Raw genomic sequence first — 18,760 nt, 5'->3', positions numbered from 1 at the left:
CCGCCGGCTCAGGCCTCAGGCAGTTCCTGTTCGACTTCGGCGTCGGCAGGGCTGCCGCCTTGCAGCAGACAAATCAATTCATCCGCCAGGGTGCCCAGTTCCGGGCGCAGGCGATCCAGCCCATTCAGCAATTCATGCACATGCCGCCTGCCTGGCTCACTGGGCAGGTCGGCCTGTTTTTCACCCACTGCGCGCATAGCATTACCTCCGCGCCAGACTCTCGTTTGAATCTAGCACAGGGTGCACCGCACGCTAGCGGCAATAGCCTGCCGCTGCGGGAGCGGGATTAAGCGGCTTGGATGTTGGCGGCTTGCTTGCCCTTGGGGCCTTCGGCGATCTCGAAGGAGACGCGCTGGCCCTCTTTCAGGGTCTTGAAGCCGGACATGTTGATCGCGGAGAAATGGGCGAACAGATCTTCGCCGCCACCGTCGGGGGTGATAAAGCCATAACCTTTGGAGTCATTGAACCACTTGACGATACCGGTAGCCATACCAAAAACACTCCTAATGACAACAAGATGAAAAGCTCGCCCGTTTGCCCTTGGCGATTGCAGGGAAATACGCCAATCGGGCAGCGAACAGCCGCATTTAACCGGCTGCCAGCCAGGCCGTCAACAGCCCTTGCAAAAAATCCAGCCGCCTTCAAAATGAGGTAACTATTAGCTAACTTGAAGTGTGTGCCGATGGCTGTGCAGCATCAGGACGAAAGCCTGCTGGAGGTCGAGCGGGTCAAGGCTCCGCCGCCCCCTTTGTACCGGGTGTTGTTGTTGAACGACGATTTCACCCCGATGGATTTCGTGGTCAAGGTTCTGGAACATTTTTTCCATATGGGCCGCGAACAAGCCACCGTCATCATGCTCAAAGTGCATAATGAGGGTGCCGGGTTGTGTGGTGTGTTCCCCCGCGACATCGCCGAGACCAAGGTCAACCAGGTCACCGACTATGCCCGCAGCCACCAGCACCCCTTGCAATGCGTTTTGGAGGAAGATCGATGATTGCCCAGGAACTGGAAGTCAGCCTGCACATGGCCTTCATGGAGGCCAGGCAGAAGCGCCACGAGTTCATCACCGTGGAGCACCTGCTGCTGGCCATGCTGGACAATCCCTCCGCCGCCGAGGTGCTGCGCGCCTGCACCGCCAACATCGAAGAGCTGCGCCGCAGCCTGACCGACTTCATTGAAAAGCACACCCCGCGGGTGCCCGGCACCGGCGAGGTCGACACCCAGCCCACGCTCGGCTTCCAGCGCGTCATCCAGCGCGCCATCCTGCACGTGCAGTCCTCGGGCAAGAAAGAGGTCACCGGCGCCAACGTCCTGGTCGCCATCTTCGGCGAGAAGGACTCGCACGCCCTGCACTACCTCAACCAGCAGGGTGTCACCCGGCTCGACGTGGTCAACTACATCTCGCACGGCATCGCCAAGGCCCCGCAGGAAAGCGCCCCGGCCAGCAGCAGCCGGGCCGAGCCGGCGCAGGAGCAGGACGCCGAGAACGTCACCGGCTCGCCGCTGGAGGCCTTCACCATCAACCTCAACGCCCAGGCCCTGGCCGGCAAGGTCGACCCGCTGATCGGACGCGACCTGGAACTGGAACGGGTGATCCAGACCCTTTGCCGCCGGCGCAAGAACAACCCCCTGCTGGTCGGCGAGGCCGGCGTCGGCAAGACCGCCATCGCCGAAGGCCTGGCCCGGCGCATCGTCCAGGAAGAGGTGCCCGAGGTGCTGAACGGCGCCACCGTCTACGCCCTCGACATGGGCGCCCTGCTCGCCGGCACCAAATACCGCGGCGACTTCGAGCAGCGGCTGAAGGCCGTGCTCAAGCAGCTGGCCGGCCAGGAAAACGGCATCCTGTTCATCGACGAGATCCATACCCTCATTGGCGCCGGTGCAGCTTCGGGCGGTACGCTCGATGCCTCCAACCTGCTCAAGCCCGCCCTCTCCTCGGGCCAGCTGCGCTGCATCGGTGCCACCACCTACAACGAATACCGCGGCATCTTCGAGAAGGACCACGCCCTCTCCCGCCGTTTCCAGAAGATCGACGTCAAGGAACCCTCGGTCGAGGAGACCATCGCCATACTCAAGGGCCTGAAGTCGCGCTTCGAGGCCCACCACGGCATCAAATACACCCAGCAGGCCCTGGCCACGGCGGCCGAGCTGTCGGCCCGCTTCATCAACGACCGCCACCTGCCGGACAAGGCCATCGACGTGATCGACGAGGCCGGCGCCGCCCAGCGCATCCAGCCCAAGTCGAAGCAGAAGAAGGTCATCACCAACAAGGAGATCGAGGACATCGTCGCCAAGATCGCCCGCATCCCGGCCAAGACCGTGGCCAGCGACGAGCGTAACGCCCTGAAGAACCTGGACCGCGACCTCAAGGCCGTGGTCTTCGGACAGGACCCGGCGATCGACGCCCTGGCCACCGCGATCAAGCTGTCGCGCTCGGGCCTGGGCAATCCGCAAAAGCCGATCGGCTCTTTCCTGTTCTCCGGCCCCACCGGCGTCGGCAAGACTGAGGTCGCCCGCCAGCTGGCCTACACATTAGGAGTGGAGTTGATCCGCTTCGACATGTCCGAATACATGGAGCGCCATGCCGTCTCCCGCCTGATCGGCGCGCCCCCCGGCTACGTCGGCTTCGAACAGGGCGGTTTGCTGACCGAGGCGATCACCAAGCACCCCTATTCCGTCCTGCTCCTGGACGAGATCGAGAAGGCCCACCCGGACATCTTCAATGTCCTGCTCCAGGTGATGGACCACGGCACGCTCACCGACAACAACGGACGCAAGGCCGATTTCCGCAATGTGGTGATCATCATGACCACCAACGCCGGCGCCGAATCGCTGAGCAAGGCCAGCATCGGCTTCACCGAGACCAAGGCTGCCGGCGACGAGATGGCAGAAATCAAGCGCCTGTTCTCGCCCGAGTTCCGCAACCGGCTGGACGCCACCATCTCCTTCGCCCCCTTGAGCGAGGCCGTCATCCTGCGCGTGGTCGACAAATTCCTCATGCAACTGGAAGAGCAGCTGCACGCCAAGAAGGTCGAGGCCCAGTTCACCGAGGCCCTGCGCAGCTGGCTGGCCAAGGAAGGCTACGACCCGCTCATGGGCGCCCGCCCCATGGCCCGCCTGATCCAGGAGACCATCCGCAAGGCCCTGGCCGACGAGCTGCTGTTCGGCCGCCTGGCCAACGGCGGCCACGTCACCGTCGACGTCGACGAGACAGGCAAGGCCAGGCTGGTGTTCGAGGAAGAGGCAGCGGCGGTGGTTTGAGCCGCAGGCCGGCTGGTGGGAACCATCCTCAGGATCGGCGGCTGGATTGTCATGATTTATACTCACGACCACCCGCCCGCCCATGCTCATCTCGTCGGACCCAATGGGCGGGCCAAGGTGCTGCTGAACTGCCCCAGCGGTCCGCCAGTCCCGCTCGATATCCGAGGCATCGACAAACCGACCATGCGGCGCCTCATGGAAGTAATCGCGGCGGAACTCAGCCAGTTATGTGAAGGATGGGAGAATATTCATGGACGATCTTGATCGCACAATCGAGGCTGCCATCCGGCGCGGCGAGGATCTTGCCGGACACGAACCGCGGGCGATTTCCGCCCGATTTGATATCGAGCGCAAGCGTCTGGTCATCGAACTCTCGACCGGCGCCGAGTTATCCATTTCCCCGTCCTTGCTGAACCTTCCTGAAGGTGCTGACCTCAGTGGCGTTCAAATCCTCGGCGATGGCTACGATCTATATTTCCCGAAAATCGACGAAGGCGTCTTCGTGCCAGACCTCTGCCGTTCCGCCTTCGACATGCAACTAGCCGCCTGAACTATCGCCCCAAAGACAAGTGGGGCAGGTGCTACTTGGGCGCGTAATGCAGACCGTCTTAAAACCAGCCAAGGCAAAGCGCAAGGCTGGCCGCCTAAAGGTCGTTATTGAAGCCTCCTCGGATATTCGGGCCAATATGAAGTAGAGTTTTCCCTGAAAGGAAGCTCTACATGAAGAAATCGAAATTCACCGAGCAGCAGATCGTGGCGATCCTCAAGGAGGTCGAACTGGGCGCCAAGGTCGGCGAAACCTGCCGCAAGCACGGCATCTCGGACGCCACCTACTACAAGTGGAAGTCGGCCTACGCCGGCATGGAAGTGTCCCAGCTCAAGCAGTTGCGAGACCTGCAGGCCGAGAATGCGCGGCTCAAGAAGATGTATGCCGAACTGGCCATGGTGCACAACGCCCTGCAGGACGTTGTCTCCCGAAAGCTCTAGCCCCGGCGCGCAAGATTGAGTTGGCCGACGTGCTGATGGATGCGCATGGCTTGTCCGAACGCCAGGCTTGCCGGGCGGTACGGCTAGCCCGATCCAGCCGGCACTATGTGCCGGTTCGGCGCGATGACAGCGCCGTCATCGAGGCGGTACAGGCCTACATGGCGGTCAATCCCCGGCATGGTTTCGGCCTGCTGCATGACAGCTTCAGGCTGCAACAGCAGCCTTGGGGCAAGACCGTGCTGTGGCGGGTGTATTGCCAGCTCAATCTGAACCTGCCGCGCCGGGGCAAGAAACGCTTGCCGGCTCGCATCAAGCAGCCTCTGGTGGCCGGGGCGCTGCCGAACGATACTTGGAGTTGTGACTTCATGGCCGATGCGCTGTGGAGCGGTCGGCGCTTCCGGACCTTCAACGTCCTGGACGAGTTCAGCCGCGAGGCCCTGCGTATCGAGGTGGACACTAGCCTGCCGGCGGCCAGGGTGGTGCGGGCCTTGAATGAATTGATTGAACTGCGGGGCAGGCCCCGCCGGCTACGCCTGGACAACGGCCCGGAACTGGTCAGCCAGGCACTGGCCCAGTGGGCCAGGGATAATGAGGTGGAATTGATGTTTACCCAACCGGGGAAACCAACCCAGAACGCCTATATCGAACGGTTCAACCGCTCCTACCGGACCGAGGTGCTGGACTGCTATGTGTTCGAGTCGCTGGCCGAGGTCAGGAAGCTGACGGAGGACTGGCTGCACCGCTACAACCATGAACGACCGCATGAAGCCCTGGGCAGGATTCCACCGGTGGCCTATCGCATGCAAAAATACCCAAACCCTCTACTTCTGAGTGGCACGGAATAACGAGGAGGCTTCACAATCCCCATAAGGCTCCCACCTGATGCGGTTAGTTTTATTTCGGACTATTGTATCATAAATCAAACCGTAGACAACGCACCGACGAGACCAGCAGTTGTCGGGGATTAAGACCGCGCTGCACTGAACAATCTAAAGAAATTCCCCGTCGTCGCCTCGACGACCGCCTCGACCGACACCCCCCGCACCTGCGCGATCAGCTCCGCCACCTGCCGGACATAGGCCGGCTCGTTGCGTTTGCCGCGGTGCGGCACGGGCGCAAGGTAGGGCGAATCGGTTTCCACCAGCAGACGATCGAGCGGCACCTGGCGGGCGACTTCGCGCAGGTCGGCGGCGCTCTTGAAGGTGACGATGCCGGAGAAGGAGATGTAGAAGCCGAGTTCCAGCGCCTGGCGCGCCACATCCCAGCTTTCGGTGAAGCAGTGCATGACGCCGCCGGCCTCGCCCGCGCCCGCTTCGCGCATGATCGCCAGGGTGTCGTCGGCCGCGCTGCGGGTGTGGATGATGAGCGGCTTGCCGGCCTGGCGGGCGGCGCGGATGTGGGTGCGGAAACGGGCGCGCTGCCAGTCGACCTCGGCGCGCGGCAGGCGGTAGTAATCGAGGCCGGTCTCGCCGATGGCGACGACCTTGGGATGCTTGGCCAGCTCGACCAGTTGGTCGACCGTGGGCTCCTGGTAGTCCTGATGGTCCGGGTGGACGCCGACCGAGGCGAACAGGTTGGCGTGGGCCTCGGCCAGGGCCAGCACCCGCGGATAGTCCTCCAGGGTGACCGAGACGCAGAGGGCATGACCGACGCCGGCCTGTTGCATGTTGGCCAGCAGGGGCGCGACGCCCTCGGCGAAGTCGGGAAAATCGATATGGCAGTGGGAATCGACCAGCATGGTTCGGGAATTCGGCTTGTAAAAAAGGCTTCAGTCTCCCCCTCCTAGCCTCCCCCATGAATGGGGGAGGAATCCTCCCTTCAAGGGATGGAAGGTGGGCGAAGGATTACATCGTGTGGGTGGTACGGGTGGACTTCATGGCGTTGCCGAGGATGCCTTCGATCTTGTTGCGCACCTCGGTCGCCTTCTCGTTGCTGTCGAACTGGACGCCGATGCCCTGCTGGCGATTGCCCTGGGCGCCGGACGGGGTGAGCCAGACGACCTTGCCGGAGATCGGCCAGCGGGTCGGGTCTTCCATCAGGGTGAGCACGATGTAGACCTGATCGCCCATCGCATATTCGCGGCTGGTGGGGATGAACAGGCCGCCGTTCTTCACGAATGGCATGTAGGCGGCATACAGGGCGCGGCGCTCCTTGATGCTCAAGGAGAGCATGCCGGCACGGCCCGGTGCTTTTGCGCTGGCGTCGGTGCTCATCGTCTCGCCCCCAGTTCGGCATAGCGGATCAGCCATGATTCTAGCAACAACTGGCCGTTGAGCGGGTGCTGCAGCCAGCGGCCGTCGTCCATGACCTGACGGTAGACCGCCCACAGCCGCCCGGCATCGATGCGCTGAGCCAGCTTGCGCAGGGCCTGGGCGTGGTCGGCGAAATAGCGCACCTGGCCGGTGGTCTGGCACAGGCTCAGGTCGCACAGCCAGCGGACGAGCCAGCCCCAGGCCTCGGCCACCCGCTGCTGGTATTCGCCGGCCAGTGCGCTCAGGTCTTCCCGCTCGGCGTCGAGCAGGCCTTCGATGAAGCGCTGGCGCCGGGCCAGGCGTTCCGGCTCGGCATAGTCGAGGGCGAGCAGCGGCGCGCCGCCCGCCTCGGCCAGCAGGACTTCTGGCGCATCCACCGCCTGCGCGCGCAGCCAGGCCAGGGCGGCGGCCGGCTCGGGGCTGGCCACCGGCAGCTTGCGGCAGCGGCTGAGAATGGTCGGCAGCAGCCGGCGCGGCTGGTGCGAGACCAAGAGGAACACCGTGCGCGGCGGCGGTTCTTCCAGGGTCTTGAGCAGGGCGTTGGCGGCGGCCACCCCCAGGGCCTCGGCCGGCTGCAGCACCACGACGCGCCAACCGCCCTGGTGGGCGGACAGGGTGAGGAACTCCACCACCTCGCGCACCTGGTCGACGCTGATGCGCTTGCCGCCCTTCTTGCCCTCCTCCGCTCCTTCGGCCTCGGCGGCCGGCTCGATCAGGCGGAAATCGGGGTGGCCGCCCTGGGCGAACCACTGGCAGGATGGGCACTCGCCGCAACCGCCGGCAGGCGTGGGGGTCTGGCAGAGCAGCCAGCGCGCCAGTTCCAGGGCCAGCGCCCGCTTGCCGATACCGGCCGGCCCGTGCAGCAGCAGGGCATGGGGCAGGCGCTCGCGCTCCGCGGTCAGCCGCTGCCAGAGCTCGCCCTGCCAGGGATAGACGCTCACCCCAGGGTCTCCAGAATCTGCGCCAGATCGGCGCGCACGGCGTCCAGGCTGCGGCTGCCGTCGATCACCCGGATGCGCTGCGGGTTCTGCTCGGCCCGGCGCAGATAGGCGGCGCGCACCCGCTCGAAGAATGCACGGCCCTCGCGTTCGAAGCGGTCGGGCGAGCGGGCGGCGGCCAGGCGGGCGCGGGCCACCTCATCGGGCACGTCGAACAGCAGGGTCAGATCCGGCTGGGTGGCCTCGTGCACCCAGCGCTCGAGAATTTGCAGGCGCGCCTCGGGCAGGCCGCGGCCGCCGCACTGGTAGGCGAAGCTGGCGTCGGTGAAACGGTCACAGATGACCACCTCGCCTCGCGCCAGGGCCGGCAGGATGACCTGCTCCAGGTGCTCGCGGCGCGAGGCGAACATGATCAGGGCCTCGGTCTCGGCATGCATGGGCTCATGCAGCACGATCTCGCGCAGCTTCTCGCCGACCGGGGTGCCACCCGGCTCGCGCGTGTGCCGGACGATGCGGCCGCGCTGGCGGAAGTACTCGACCAGCCAATCGGTATGACTGCTCTTGCCGGCGCCGTCGACGCCCTCCAGGGTGATGAACAGGCCGCGCATCAGCGCCCTCCCCTCTGGTAACGGTTCACCGCGCGGTTGTGCTCTTCCAATGTCGCGGAGAAATAATGCCGGCCCTCGCCCATGGCGACGAAGTACAGCGCGCGGCTGGCATCCGGCTTCAGCGCCGCGCGCAGGGCCGCCTCGCCGGGCAGGGCGATCGGCGTCGGCGGCAGGCCGGCGCGGGTGTAGGTGTTGTAGGGCGTATCGGTGATCAGATCGACCTTGCGCAGGTTGCCGTCGAAGCGCTCGCCCAGGCCATAGATCACGGTGGGGTCGGTCTGCAGGCGCATGCCCAATTTGAGGCGATTGACGAACACCGCCGCGATCTGCGGCCGCTCCTCCGGCACACCGGTTTCCTTCTCGATGATCGAGGCCATGATCAGCGCCTCGTAGGGTGATTTGTAGGGCAGACCCTCGGCCCGGCTCTCCCAGGCCCGGGCCAGGCGCTCCTGCATGGCGTGATAGGCGCGACGATAGAGGGCGAGATCGGAACTGCCGATGTCGAAATAGTAGGTGTCGGGGAAGAACAGCCCCTCGGGGTGGCGCTCCATTGCGCCGAGCTTGGCCAGCAGGTCCTGGTCACTCAGGCCGGCGGTCTCGTGGCGAAGGTCGGGGCTTTGCTCGACGGCCTCGCGCATCTGGCGGAAGCTCCAGCCCTCGACCACGGTCAGCTTGCGCATCACCGTGTCGCCCCGGGTCAGCTTGTCCAGCAGGCCGAGCGGGGTCAGCGGCGATTCCAGGCTGTACTGGCCGGCCTTGATCCGGCCGGTCTTGTTGAGCAGGATGGTCAACACCACGAACTCGAACTGGCGCGGCAGGATCGCGGCCGCTTCCAGCTCGCGGGCGACGGCGCGGGTGGAACTGCCCGGCTGCACGGCGAATTCCACCGGTTCGGCCGGCAGATCGAGCGGGCGGAAGGCGAACAGGGCCAGCCAGACGGCGGGCCCGAGCAGGAGCAAGACCCAGAGAAAAAGGCCACGCATGGTGGTTCGGCTAGCCATCGACAAATTCTCGCATAACTGAATCCATCCCGGTTTGCGGCCAGATGCGCTCGCCCAAACGGGCCACCCGCCAGACCCGGATCAGGCTGTTGGTCAGCCAGACCGCCTCGGCCGCCAACAGCTCGTCCAGGGTGAGATCCCGCTCGCGCACCGTCATCCCCCGTGCCGCCGCCGCCCGCAGCACGCGGTTGCGCGCCACACCCGCCACGCCGCAATCATGGAGTCGGGGCGTCAGCAACTCGCCCTTGTGCCAGATGAAGACGTTGCTGCTGACCCCGCTGATCACCCGGCCGTCTTCGGCCAGCAACAGCCCTTCGCGAATATCGGGATCATCCCATTCGGCGCGGGCCAGGACGTTCTCCAGCCGGTTCAGGTGCTTGACCCCGGCCAGGCGCGGCTGCCGGCCCAGGCGCAGATCGCAGACCCGTACCGCCACCCCCTCCTGCCAAAGGCTGGCCGGCCACTCGGGCAAGGGCGCGAGCAAGGCGATGCGGGTGGGCCGCGCCGGCTGGGGCGGCTGATAGCCGCGGCTGCCGATGCCGCGGGTCACCACGAGTTTGAGCACGCCATCGGGCCGTTGCGCACTCAGCCGCTGCAGGTCTGCGGCCCAAAGCTCGGGGGCCGGGCAGGCCAGGCCGAGCCGGGCGCAATCGTGCGCCAGCTTGGTCAGGTGCTCATGCCACCACACGGCCTGGCCGGCTTCCAGGCGGAGGGTGCGGAACACGCCGTCGCCGTACATCAGGCCGCGGTCGAGCACGGCGAGGGTCTCACGCGCTTCGCCGTCGATCAGGATCAGGCCCGTGCCGCTCATGCCAGCCGTCATACCAATCCCAGGGCGCGCAAGAGGCCGCGCGCCTTGGCCCGGGTCTCGGCCAGCTCCCGCTCGGGCACCGAGTCGGCGACGATGCCGGCACCGGTACTGAATGCGATGCCGGCCGGCGAACACAGCAGGGTGCGGATCAGGATGTTGAAGTCGAGGCTGCCGTCGTGGTTGATGTAGCCCATGCTGCCGGTATAAGCCAGGCGCGGCGTCGGCTCCAGCTCGCGGATGATCTGCATGGTCCGCACCTTGGGGCAACCGGTGATGGTGCCGCCAGGGAACAGCGCCGCGAGCAATTGGCCCGGCCCGACGCCGGCCCGCACCCGGCCGCGAACGCGCGATTCGATGTGGTGGACGAAGGCATAGCTGTAGACCTGCGCCAGCTCCGCCACCTGCACGCTGCCCGGCTCGCACACCCGACCCAGATCGTTGCGCTCGAGATCGACCAGCATCACATGCTCGGCCCGCTCCTTGGGGTGGGCCAGCAGTTCCTGGCGCAGGCGGGCATCCTCGGCGGCATCCAGCGAGCGCGGATAGGTGCCGGCGATCGGCCAGGTCTCGGCCACCCCGTCGCGCACGCTGACCAGGCGCTCGGGCGAGGAACTGACGATGGCGCAATCGCCCATGTCCAGCAGGCCGGCGAACGGCGCCGGGTTGGCCCGGCACAGCGCGGCATAGAGCGCACCGGGGTCGAGCCGCGCGGGCAGGTGCCAGCGGCGCGAGAGGTTGACCTGAAACACGTCGCCTGCGCGGATGTAGTCCTGGATGCGGCGCACGCCGGCGAGAAACTGTTCGGCCGGCTCTTCCTGCAAAGCGGCCGAAACGCCAAGGTCGGGTGCGGGAGCCGGCCCGGCCTGCGCCACATCCTGCCGCATGGCTTCGAGCAGCGGCGCGCGGCCCGCTTCGGCGAACAGCCAGGTGGTCTGCCGGTCGGGCGCGATCAGGATGGCCGCCGGCACCCGGGCCAGCCAGTAGAGCGGCAAGGCACCCGCCAGCTCACGCGGCTCGACGCTCGGTTCGATGTCGTGCAGCAACTCGTAGCCGAGATAGGCAAACCAGCCGCCGCGGAAAGGCAGCGCTGCGGTGTCGGGTTCCGGCGCCTGGCGTTCGGCCTGCCAATGGCTATCCAGGCGTCTGAAAAAACCCTGGCCCGCGGCCAGGCTGAAGCCGGTCTCGATCTGCTCGGGAAAAGCGAATAGACAGTCCCAGCCATCGCGGCCGAGGGTTTGCAATAGCGCGGGGTAGCGCTCTCGCTGCCGCCGGTGCAGTGCCAGCAGGTCGACTGCACCGGGGAGCTTGAGGATTGGCATAAAGCCCTAGGCTGGCGCCTCAGACTTTCTTGAAGATGAGGGTGCCGTTGGTGCCGCCGAAACCGAAGGAGTTGGACAGCGCCACGTCGATCTTGGCCTGGCGGGCCGTGTTGGGCACGTAGTCGAGATCGCACTCGGGGCCGGCCTCGAACAGGTTGATGGTCGGCGGCACGGCCTGACGGGCGACGGCCAGGGCGGAGAACACCGCCTCGACGCCGCCGGCGGCGCCGAGCAGGTGGCCGGTCATCGACTTGGTCGAGCTGACCATGACCTTGCTCGCATGGGCACCCAGGGTCAGCTTGACCGCCTTGGTCTCGGCCACGTCGCCCAGCGGGGTGGAGGTGCCGTGGGCGTTGATGTAGTCGACCTGATCGGTATTCAGTCCGGCGTTCTTCAGGGCATTGTTCATGCAGCGGGCGGCGCCGGAGCCGTCCTCGCAGGGGGCGGTCATGTGGTTGGCGTCGGCGCTCTTGCCGTAGCCGGCCAGTTCGCAATAGATCTTGGCGCCGCGGGCCTTGGCGTGTTCGTACTCTTCCAGCACCAGGATGCCGGCGCCCTCGCCCAGGACGAAACCGTCGCGGTCCTTGTCCCAGGGACGGCTGGCCGTGGCCGGGTCGTCGTTGCGGGTGGACAGCGCGCGGGCCGCGGCGAAGCCGCCGACCGCCAGCGGGCAGATGGTCGACTCGGCGCCGCCGGCGACCATGACGTCGGCCTCGCCGTATTCGATCATCCGGGCCGCCTCGCCGATGGCGTGGGTGCCGGTGGTGCAGGCGGTGACCATGGCCACGTTCGGGCCCTGCAGGCCATACATGATCGACAGATGGCCGGAGATCATGTTGATGATGGTGGCGGGGATGAAGAAGGGGGAAATCTTGCGCGGCCCCTCCTCCAGATATGTCTTGTGGGTCTCCTCGATCATCGGCAGGCCGCCGATGCCGGAGCCGATGTTGACGCCGATCCGTTCCCGGTTGGCGTCGGTCACCTCGAGACCCGAGTCCTTGAGCGCATCGATCGCCGCAGCCAGGCCGTAGTGGATGAAGACATCCATGCGGCGAGCATCCTTGGCGGTGATGTACTTCGTCACGTCGAAGTCCTTGACCTCGCCAGCGATCTGGGAAGCGAAGGGGGCGGGATCGAAGCGGGTGATGCGGCCGATGCCGGTCTTGCCGGCCATCAGGTTCTGCCAGGCCGCCTCGACGGTATTACCCACCGGCGAGACGATGCCGAGGCCTGTAACGACGATTCTGCGCTTGGACAACGGGATTCCCTTGGTGTTAGTGCGAATTACTTGTGCGCGTTGATGTAATCAACAGCCTGCTGCACGGTGGTGATCTTCTCGGCTTCCTCGTCGGGGATTTCGCACTCGAATTCCTCTTCCAGGGCCATGACCAGCTCAACCGTGTCCAGGGAATCGGCGCCCAGGTCGTTGACGAAGGACGACTCCTGTTTCACATCGGCTTCGTTGACGCCCAGTTGCTCGGCGACGATTTTCTTGACGCGCTGCTCGATATCGCTCATTGCGGATTACTCCCTCAGGTGAAAACAGTGCCCGGCTGCGTTCTGTGGTCGGAACTGACCAGTGCCACGTCCGGGCGCAAAAAAGCGGTGGGATTTTAGCAGAATCCCACCCCCTCAATCCATGTACATGCCACCGTTGACATGCAAGGTGGTGCCGGTCACGTAACCCGCCTGGTCCGAGGCCAGGAAGGCCACGGCCTGGGCGATGTCCTCGGCGCCACCCAGGCGGCCCAGCGGGATGTGCGCAAGCAGGGCCTGGCGCTGGGCCTCGGGCAGGGCCCGGGTCATGTCGGTGTCGATGAAACCCGGGGCGACGCAGTTGACCGTGATGTTGCGGCTGCCGACCTCACGCGCCAGCGACTTGGAAAAGCCGATCATGCCGGCCTTGGCCGCGCCGTAGTTGGTCTGGCCGGCATTGCCCATGACCCCGACCACCGAGGCGATGCTGATGATGCGGCCGTGGCGGGCCTTCATCATCGGCCGCAGCACGGCGCGCGACAGGCGGAAGACCGAGGTCAGGTTGGTGGCGATGATCTCGTCCCACTCCTCGTCCTTCATGCGCATGAGCAGGTTGTCGCGGGTGATGCCGGCGTTGTTGACCAGCACGTCCAGGCTGCCGTGGCCCTTGAGGATGTCCTCGATCAGGCCATCGACCTGGGCGGGGTCGGTGACGTTGAGCATCTTGCCCTCGCCCTTGAGGCCGGCGGCCTTGATCGCCTCGGTAATCGCCGCAGCACCCTTGTCGCTGGTGGCGGTGCCGATCACCGTGGCGCCGCGTCGGCCCAGTTCCAGCAAAATCGCCTGACCGATGCCGCGCGAGGCGCCGGTAACCAGGGCTACACGTCCTTCCATCTCTCTCTCCTTGTTATCCGTTGACCTTGGCCAGCGCCTCGGCCAGGCCGGCGGCGTCCGCCAGGGCCAGGGTCGGCACTTCCACGATGCGTTTGTTCAGTCCGGCCAGCACCTTGCCGGGGCCGGCCTCCAGCATGAGCTCTGCGCCCTGGGCGGCGATGTGCCGTACGCTCTCGACCCAGCGCACCGGGCTGTAAAGCTGGCGGGCCAGGGCGTCGCGAATTTGGCTGGCGTCGCTGAAGGCGGCGACATCGGCATTCTGGATCACCGGCACGCCAGGCGCCTTGATTTCGATCGCCTGCATGGCGGCCAGCAGTTTCTCGGCCGCCGGCTTCATCAGGGCACAGTGCGAGGGCACCGACACCGGCAGCGGCAGCGCCCGCTTGGCGCCCTTCTCCTTGGCCAGGGCCATGCCGCGCTCGACCGCCGCCTTGTTGCCGGCGATCACCACCTGGCCGGGCGAGTTGAAGTTGACCGCCTCCAGCACCTCGCCCTGGGCCGCCTCGGCGCAGACCGCACGCACGACATCGTCGTCCAGGCCGAGCACTGCGGCCATGGCGCCGACACCCTCGGCCACCGCACCCTGCATGGCCTCGGCCCGCAGGCGCACCAGCTTGACGGCATCCTTGAAACCGATGGCACCGGCGCAGGTCAGCGCGGTGTATTCGCCCAGGCTGTGGCCGGCCATCAGGCTGGCCGCCGGGCCGCCCTGGGCCTGCCACAGGCGGTAGACCGCCACGCCGGCGGCCAGCATGGCCGGCTGGGTGTTGACGGTGAGATTGAGCTGCTCGGCCGGGCCGTCCTGGACCAGCGCCCAGAGGTCCTGCCCCAGAGCCTCGGAGGCCTCGGCAAAGGTGTCGCGCACCACGGCATGGTCGCCATAGGCAGCCATCATGCCCACAGACTGGGAACCCTGGCCGGGGAAGACGAAGGCAAATTTCATTACATACTCCGTAAGAGTTTGCAGTCATCAGTTGGCAGTCGTCAGAAATACTGCCCACTGCAGACTTAAAACTTCACTAGCACCGAACCCCAGGTGAAGCCGCCGCCGAAGGCCTCCATCAGGACCATCTCGCCGGCCTTGATCCGGCCGTCGCGCACGGCGGTGTCCAGGGCCAGCGGGATCGACGCGGCCGAGGTGTTGCCGTGACGGTCGACAGTGAGCACGACGTTGTCCATGCTCATACCCAGCTTCCTGGCCGTGGCCTGGATGATGCGGATGTTGGCCTGGTGCGGCACCAGCCAATGGATGTCGGATTTCGCAAGGCCATTGACCGCCAGCGTCTCGTCGACGATGGCATCGAGGGTGTTCACCGCCATCTTGAACACGGCGTTGCCCTCCATGCGCATGTAGGCCTCGCCTTCCTTTTTCAGAGAGACGCCGCCGTCGACATAGAGCAACTGTTCATAGCGGCCGTCGGCATGGATGTGGGTGGAGACGATGCCCGGCCGCTCGCTGGCCTGCAGGATGACCGCACCGGCGCCGTCGCCCCAGAGGATGCAATTGCCGCGGTCGGTGTAATCGGTGATGCGCGACAGGGTCTCGGCACCGACCACCAGGGCGCACTTGGCCTGGCCGCTCTTGATGAAGCTGTCGGCCACGGTCAGGCCGTAGACGAAGCCGCTGCACACCGCCTGGACGTCGAAGGCCGGGGCGCCGTTGTCGATACCGAGCTTGGCCTGGAGGATGCAGGCGGTGCTGGGGAAGATGCGATCCGGCGTGGTGGTGGCGACGACGATGAGGTCGATGGCCTGGGCGTCGATGCCGGCGGCCTCGATCGCCTTCTTCGCCGCCTCCAGGGCCAGGTCGCTGGTGACCTGGTTCGGCGCGGCGATGTGCCGCTCGCGGATGCCGGTGCGCTCGACGATCCACTGGTCGGTGGTCTCGACCATCTTCTCCAGGTCGGCGTTGCTCAGGATGCGTTCGGGCAGATAGCTGCCGGTACCGGTAATGCGTGAATGGTTCACGCGCGCTCTCCTTGTTCTTCTGGCACTTGTTCTTCTGGCACTTGTTCTTCTTGCCGGGTCAGCGCCCCCACCTGGTCGCCGATGCGGCGCAGCAGGCCGCCGCGCACCTCTTCCGCGGCGCGCTCGATCGCCTTGCGGAAGGCGTAGGCATCGGCCGAGCCGTGGCTCTTGATCATGATGCCCCGCAGCCCCAGGAGGCTGGCGCCGTTGTAGCGGCGCGGGTCCATGCGCTTCTTGAACCGCTTGATCACCGGCGTGGCGATCAGGCCGGCCAGCTTGGACAGCGGCCCGCGCATGAATTCGCGCTTGAGTTCCTCGGCGATCATCTTGGCCAGGCCCTCCGAGGTCTTCAGCGCCACGTTGCCGACGAAGCCGTCGCAGACCACCACATCGACCGTGCCCTTGTAGATGTCGTCGCCCTCGACGTTGCCGTAGAAATTGACCCCGCTCACCTTGAGCAGTTCGGCCGCCTGCTTGACCACCTCGTTGCCCTTGATGTCTTCCTCGCCGATGTTGAGCAGGCCGACCGTGGGCCGCTCCTTGTGCTCCACCGCGGTGACCAGGGCGGCGCCCATGACGCCGAACTGGCTAAGGTGCTCGGCGCTGCAGTCGACGTTGGCGCCCAGGTCCAAGACATAGGTCCAGCCGCCGTTGCGGTTGGGCAGGGTGGTGGCGATGGCCGGCCGTTCGATGCCGGGCAGGGTCTTGAGTACGAAGCGGGAAACCGCCATCAGGGCGCCGGTATTGCCGGCGGACACGCCGGCATCGGCCTCGCCGCGCTTGATCAGCTCGGCGGTGACCCGCATGGACGAGTCTTTTTTGCCGCGCAGCGCGGTCGTGAGCGGGTCGTCCATGGTGACGACCTCGGAGGCGGGATGGATGCGGAGCCGGCTACCCGACTCGGCTTTCAGGCTCTTGAGTTCGGCTTCGATGACCTCGCGCAGGCCGACCAGGACGATGTTGACGTCGTGATGCTGCTGGAGGAAATCGAGTGCGGCCTTGACGGTCACATGGGGGCCGTGATCGCCCCCCATGGCGTCGATAGCGATCGTGACTTCACGCATGGGCGTGAGCAGGCGGGCCCGGCGCGCGAGCCCGCTTGCGAAGAGCGATTAGGCGCCGCTCTTGGGGGTACCGACCTTGCGGCCGCGGTAGTAGCCGCTGGGGCTGACGTGGTGACGCAGATGCACTTCGCCCGTGGTCGGCTCAACCGCGGTGGGCGGGTTGGTCAGAAAATCGTGGGCGCGGTGCATGCCCCGCTTGGACGGGGACTTTTTATTCTGTTGAACGGCCATTTCCGTTTCTCCTACAAAAAACTGTTGCGCTCAGGCCCGCTCGGGGCATTCGCCTTCCGGGTGCTTGGGCACCATCGGCAGGCCGAGCAGAATCTCATCTTCAACCAAGGCCAGCACGTCCAGCTGCGCCTCAGCCACCAATCCCTCGCACAAGGGGTCCGCCTCTTCCCAGGCCGCCAGCTCCGCTTCGTTCCGGGCCAGCAGCAGGGTGGCATCCATCTCCAGCCGGAACGGGTAAGGTTCCAGACAGCGCTGGCAGACCAGGTGCAACTCCGCCTCCACCTGCAAATGCAGGGACGGCTTGCGGGTTTCCGAGCCCTGGCCGGTCAGGCGGTAGCGGGCTTGGCCCTCCGCCTTGGCCAACCGGTCTTGCAGCCGAGGCAGGCTTGCCAGATCGACCGCGCCGGCGAGGCTTTCGCCGGTTTTGGCAAACCGCAGGGGATCGATCACCGCCTGTGCAGACATAAGTTGTTAATGATATTCTTTGGCGCTTGCCTTGTCAAAACCAAATTCGGGCCATTTTTAGCGGAATGATCAAGAAAATCCTGGTTGCCAACCGCGGCGAGATCGCCGTCCGCATCGTCCGTGCCTGCAAGGAACTGGGCATCAAGTCGGTGGCCATCTACACCGACGCCGACCGCCATGCCCTGCACGTGAAAAAGGCAGACCAGGCCTTCAATATCGGTTCCGACCCGGTTTTGGGCTATCTGAACGCCCACAACATCGTCAATCTGGCCGTCGCCTCGGGCTGCGACGCCCTGCACCCGGGCTACGGCTTTCTCTCGGAAAACCCGCTTTTGGCGGAAATCTGCGCCCGCCGGGGCGTGAAGTTCATCGGCCCCTCGCCCGAGGTCATCCGCCAGATGGGCGACAAGATCGAGGCGCGCCGCGCCATGATCAAGGCCGGCATCCCGGTGGTGCCCGGCTCCGACCACAACCTGGAGAGCGTCGAGGAGGCCCGCGAACTGGCCAACCGGATCGGCTATCCGGTCATGCTCAAGGCCACCAACGGCGGCGGCGGCCGCGGCATCCGCCGCTGCGACTCCGAGGCGGAACTGCTGAAAAACTACGAGCGCGTGGTGTCCGAGGCGAGCAAGGCCTTCGGCAAGCCCGAGGTCTTCCTGGAAAAATGCGTCATCACGCCCAAGCACATCGAGGTCCAGGTCATCGGCGACAGCCACGGCAACACCGTCCACCTGTACGAACGCGACTGCTCCATCCAGCGGCGCAACCAGAAGCTGATCGAGATCGCGCCCTCGCCGCAACTGACCGAGGCCCAGCGCGAATACATCGGCAAGCTGGCGGTGCGCGCGGCCAAATCCGTGGGCTACGTCAATGCCGGCACGGTCGAGTTCCTGCTCGATGCGGACAACCAGTTCTACTTCATGGAGATGAACACCCGGCTGCAGGTCGAGCACACCATCACCGAGCAGATCACCGGCATCGACATCGTCCAGGAGCAGATCCGCATCGCCGACGGCCTGCCCTTGCAGTACAAGCAGGAAGACATCAGGCACCGCGGCTTCGCCATGGAATTCCGGATCAACGCCGAGGACCCGAAGAACGGCTTTCTGCCCAGCTTCGGCCGGGTCACCCGCTACTACGCCCCGGGCGGCCCCGGCGTGCGCACCGATGCCGCCATGTACACCGGCTATGTCATCCCGCCCTACTTCGACTCCATGTGCGCCAAACTCACGGTGTGGAACCTGGGCTGGGAGAACGTGATCGAGCGTGGCCGCCGGGCCCTGGACGACATGGTGGTCTATGGCGTGAAGACCACCATCCCCTATTACCAGGAGATCTTGAAGAATCCGGAATTCCGCAGCGGTCGCTTCAACACCGGCTTCGTCGAGGCGCACCCGGAATTGACCGAGTATTCCGTGAAACCGCCGCCGGAGCTGGTGGCGGCCACCATTTCCGCAGCGATCGCCGCCCACCTGGGCATGTAAC

Annotated in this window: 23 protein-coding genes; 6 read left to right on the top strand and 17 right to left on the bottom strand. The window is 65.6% G+C overall.

Annotation, left to right across the window (positions count from 1 at the left end; all coding sequences use genetic code 11):
• Positions 1-8 precede the first annotated feature (8 nt).
• Both EL388_RS06025 and EL388_RS06020 read right to left on the bottom strand, forming a co-directional pair.
• Entirely contained in the window at positions 9-197 is a 189-nt protein-coding gene (locus EL388_RS06025; protein WP_126461051.1) for a hypothetical protein, read from the bottom strand.
• Between the two features lie 89 nt (positions 198-286).
• Positions 287-490, bottom strand: coding sequence for a cold-shock protein (locus tag EL388_RS06020; protein ID WP_126461047.1), 204 nt, complete (start codon positions 488-490; stop codon positions 287-289).
• 192 nt (positions 491-682) lie between these two features.
• On the opposite strand from EL388_RS06020, the gene clpS reads away from it, so the two are divergent.
• From clpS to EL388_RS05995, 5 genes are all read left to right on the top strand, one after another.
• Positions 683-994, top strand: a complete 312-nt coding sequence (clpS, locus tag EL388_RS06015) for an ATP-dependent Clp protease adapter ClpS (protein ID WP_126461044.1) — start codon at positions 683-685, stop codon at positions 992-994.
• Positions 991-3,261: an ATP-dependent Clp protease ATP-binding subunit ClpA gene (gene clpA, locus EL388_RS06010; protein WP_126461041.1), complete on the top strand. Its 2,271-nt coding sequence runs from the start codon at positions 991-993 to the stop codon at positions 3,259-3,261. The genes clpS and clpA overlap by 4 nt, the downstream gene beginning before the upstream one ends.
• Positions 3,262-3,312: 51 nt before the next feature.
• Positions 3,313-3,525, top strand: a complete 213-nt coding sequence (locus EL388_RS14405; RefSeq protein WP_420856656.1) for a DUF4160 domain-containing protein — start codon at positions 3,313-3,315, stop codon at positions 3,523-3,525.
• On the top strand, positions 3,512-3,811 hold the full coding sequence (locus EL388_RS06000) for a DUF2442 domain-containing protein (protein WP_126461036.1): 300 nt from the start codon (positions 3,512-3,514) through the stop codon (positions 3,809-3,811). Before EL388_RS14405 ends, EL388_RS06000 begins: the two co-directional genes overlap by 14 nt.
• A gap of 170 nt (positions 3,812-3,981) precedes the next feature.
• Positions 3,982-5,093 (top strand): IS3 family transposase gene (locus EL388_RS05995; protein WP_420856645.1). Its coding sequence is split into 2 segments (ribosomal slippage): positions 3,982-4,237 and positions 4,237-5,093, totalling 1,113 coding nucleotides; the frame shifts between segments, so codons are not numbered across the junction.
• 119 nt (positions 5,094-5,212) lie between these two features.
• On the opposite strand, the gene EL388_RS05990 is transcribed toward EL388_RS05995, so the two are convergent.
• From EL388_RS05990 to EL388_RS05920, 15 genes are all read right to left on the bottom strand, one after another.
• Positions 5,213-5,986 (bottom strand): TatD family hydrolase, encoded by a 774-nt coding sequence (locus tag EL388_RS05990; protein WP_126461033.1) that lies wholly within the window; start codon positions 5,984-5,986, stop codon positions 5,213-5,215.
• Between the two features lie 106 nt (positions 5,987-6,092).
• Positions 6,093-6,461 (bottom strand): PilZ domain-containing protein, encoded by a 369-nt coding sequence (locus EL388_RS05985; RefSeq protein WP_126461030.1) that lies wholly within the window; start codon positions 6,459-6,461, stop codon positions 6,093-6,095.
• Entirely contained in the window at positions 6,458-7,441 is a 984-nt protein-coding gene (locus EL388_RS05980; protein ID WP_126461027.1) for a DNA polymerase III subunit delta', read from the bottom strand. Before EL388_RS05980 ends, EL388_RS05985 begins: the two co-directional genes overlap by 4 nt.
• Positions 7,438-8,046, bottom strand: coding sequence for a dTMP kinase (gene tmk, locus EL388_RS05975; RefSeq protein WP_126461024.1), 609 nt, complete (start codon positions 8,044-8,046; stop codon positions 7,438-7,440). Before tmk ends, EL388_RS05980 begins: the two co-directional genes overlap by 4 nt.
• The gene (mltG, locus tag EL388_RS05970; protein WP_232019197.1) at positions 8,046-9,047 is read right to left on the bottom strand and encodes an endolytic transglycosylase MltG; all 1,002 of its coding nucleotides are present in this window, start codon (positions 9,045-9,047) and stop codon (positions 8,046-8,048) included. The genes tmk and mltG overlap by 1 nt, the downstream gene beginning before the upstream one ends.
• Complete coding sequence (gene pabC, locus EL388_RS05965; RefSeq protein ID WP_126461021.1) at positions 9,040-9,858, bottom strand: aminodeoxychorismate lyase; 819 nt, start codon at positions 9,856-9,858, stop codon at positions 9,040-9,042. The genes mltG and pabC overlap by 8 nt, the downstream gene beginning before the upstream one ends.
• Before the next feature lie 8 nt (positions 9,859-9,866).
• Complete coding sequence (locus EL388_RS05960) at positions 9,867-11,177, bottom strand: aminodeoxychorismate synthase component I (protein WP_126461018.1); 1,311 nt, start codon at positions 11,175-11,177, stop codon at positions 9,867-9,869.
• Positions 11,178-11,196: 19 nt separating this feature from the next.
• Positions 11,197-12,435 carry a beta-ketoacyl-ACP synthase II gene (fabF, locus tag EL388_RS05955; RefSeq protein WP_126461015.1) on the bottom strand — a complete coding sequence of 413 codons (1,239 nt, stop codon included), beginning with the start codon at positions 12,433-12,435 and terminating at the stop codon, positions 11,197-11,199.
• 26 nt (positions 12,436-12,461) lie between these two features.
• The gene (gene acpP, locus EL388_RS05950) at positions 12,462-12,695 is read right to left on the bottom strand and encodes an acyl carrier protein (RefSeq protein WP_126461012.1); all 234 of its coding nucleotides are present in this window, start codon (positions 12,693-12,695) and stop codon (positions 12,462-12,464) included.
• Between the two features lie 114 nt (positions 12,696-12,809).
• Positions 12,810-13,547, bottom strand: coding sequence for a 3-oxoacyl-ACP reductase FabG (gene fabG, locus EL388_RS05945; RefSeq protein ID WP_126461009.1), 738 nt, complete (start codon positions 13,545-13,547; stop codon positions 12,810-12,812).
• 13 nt (positions 13,548-13,560) lie between these two features.
• Positions 13,561-14,490: an ACP S-malonyltransferase gene (gene fabD, locus EL388_RS05940; protein ID WP_126461006.1), complete on the bottom strand. Its 930-nt coding sequence runs from the start codon at positions 14,488-14,490 to the stop codon at positions 13,561-13,563.
• 65 nt (positions 14,491-14,555) lie between these two features.
• Positions 14,556-15,515, bottom strand: a complete 960-nt coding sequence (locus tag EL388_RS05935) for a beta-ketoacyl-ACP synthase III (RefSeq protein WP_126461003.1) — start codon at positions 15,513-15,515, stop codon at positions 14,556-14,558.
• Complete coding sequence (gene plsX, locus EL388_RS05930) at positions 15,512-16,579, bottom strand: phosphate acyltransferase PlsX (RefSeq protein ID WP_126461000.1); 1,068 nt, start codon at positions 16,577-16,579, stop codon at positions 15,512-15,514. The genes EL388_RS05935 and plsX overlap by 4 nt, the downstream gene beginning before the upstream one ends.
• A gap of 48 nt (positions 16,580-16,627) precedes the next feature.
• The gene (gene rpmF, locus EL388_RS05925; RefSeq protein ID WP_126460997.1) at positions 16,628-16,810 is read right to left on the bottom strand and encodes a 50S ribosomal protein L32; all 183 of its coding nucleotides are present in this window, start codon (positions 16,808-16,810) and stop codon (positions 16,628-16,630) included.
• Between the two features lie 30 nt (positions 16,811-16,840).
• Positions 16,841-17,275 (bottom strand): YceD family protein, encoded by a 435-nt coding sequence (locus EL388_RS05920; protein ID WP_126460994.1) that lies wholly within the window; start codon positions 17,273-17,275, stop codon positions 16,841-16,843.
• Positions 17,276-17,340: 65 nt separating this feature from the next.
• On the opposite strand from EL388_RS05920, the gene EL388_RS05915 reads away from it, so the two are divergent.
• Complete coding sequence (locus tag EL388_RS05915) at positions 17,341-18,759, top strand: acetyl-CoA carboxylase biotin carboxylase subunit (protein WP_126460990.1); 1,419 nt, start codon at positions 17,341-17,343, stop codon at positions 18,757-18,759.
• Position 18,760: the final 1 nt, after the last annotated feature.

Source organism: Sulfuritortus calidifontis (genome assembly GCF_003967275.1).
Classification (GTDB): Bacteria; Pseudomonadota; Gammaproteobacteria; order Burkholderiales; family Thiobacillaceae; genus Sulfuritortus; species Sulfuritortus calidifontis.
Note: the sequence above shows the minus strand (reverse complement) of the source record. Positions and strands in the feature narration are given on the sequence as shown.

What these genes read in the sequence shown, in the direction of transcription:
- EL388_RS05920 (WP_126460994.1), bottom strand. Translation starts at nt 17,275, where the DNA reads ATGTCTGCACAGGCGGTGATCGATCCCCTGCGGTTTGCCAAAACCGGC.
- rpmF (WP_126460997.1), bottom strand. Translation starts at nt 16,810, where the DNA reads ATGGCCGTTCAACAGAATAAAAAGTCCCCGTCCAAGCGGGGCATGCAC.
- fabD (WP_126461006.1), bottom strand. Translation starts at nt 14,490, where the DNA reads ATGAAATTTGCCTTCGTCTTCCCCGGCCAGGGTTCCCAGTCTGTGGGC.
- EL388_RS05915 (WP_126460990.1), top strand. Translation starts at nt 17,341, where the DNA reads ATGATCAAGAAAATCCTGGTTGCCAACCGCGGCGAGATCGCCGTCCGC.
- EL388_RS06020 (WP_126461047.1), bottom strand. Translation starts at nt 490, where the DNA reads ATGGCTACCGGTATCGTCAAGTGGTTCAATGACTCCAAAGGTTATGGC.
- plsX (WP_126461000.1), bottom strand. Translation starts at nt 16,579, where the DNA reads ATGCGTGAAGTCACGATCGCTATCGACGCCATGGGGGGCGATCACGGC.
- EL388_RS05990 (WP_126461033.1), bottom strand. Translation starts at nt 5,986, where the DNA reads ATGCTGGTCGATTCCCACTGCCATATCGATTTTCCCGACTTCGCCGAG.
- EL388_RS14405 (WP_420856656.1), top strand. Translation starts at nt 3,313, where the DNA reads ATGATTTATACTCACGACCACCCGCCCGCCCATGCTCATCTCGTCGGA.
- mltG (WP_232019197.1), bottom strand. Translation starts at nt 9,047, where the DNA reads ATGGCTAGCCGAACCACCATGCGTGGCCTTTTTCTCTGGGTCTTGCTC.
- fabG (WP_126461009.1), bottom strand. Translation starts at nt 13,547, where the DNA reads ATGGAAGGACGTGTAGCCCTGGTTACCGGCGCCTCGCGCGGCATCGGT.
- clpS (WP_126461044.1), top strand. Translation starts at nt 683, where the DNA reads ATGGCTGTGCAGCATCAGGACGAAAGCCTGCTGGAGGTCGAGCGGGTC.
- EL388_RS05960 (WP_126461018.1), bottom strand. Translation starts at nt 11,177, where the DNA reads ATGCCAATCCTCAAGCTCCCCGGTGCAGTCGACCTGCTGGCACTGCAC.
- acpP (WP_126461012.1), bottom strand. Translation starts at nt 12,695, where the DNA reads ATGAGCGATATCGAGCAGCGCGTCAAGAAAATCGTCGCCGAGCAACTG.
- EL388_RS06000 (WP_126461036.1), top strand. Translation starts at nt 3,512, where the DNA reads ATGGACGATCTTGATCGCACAATCGAGGCTGCCATCCGGCGCGGCGAG.
- pabC (WP_126461021.1), bottom strand. Translation starts at nt 9,858, where the DNA reads ATGAGCGGCACGGGCCTGATCCTGATCGACGGCGAAGCGCGTGAGACC.
- clpA (WP_126461041.1), top strand. Translation starts at nt 991, where the DNA reads ATGATTGCCCAGGAACTGGAAGTCAGCCTGCACATGGCCTTCATGGAG.
- EL388_RS06025 (WP_126461051.1), bottom strand. Translation starts at nt 197, where the DNA reads ATGCGCGCAGTGGGTGAAAAACAGGCCGACCTGCCCAGTGAGCCAGGC.
- EL388_RS05985 (WP_126461030.1), bottom strand. Translation starts at nt 6,461, where the DNA reads ATGAGCACCGACGCCAGCGCAAAAGCACCGGGCCGTGCCGGCATGCTC.
- tmk (WP_126461024.1), bottom strand. Translation starts at nt 8,046, where the DNA reads ATGCGCGGCCTGTTCATCACCCTGGAGGGCGTCGACGGCGCCGGCAAG.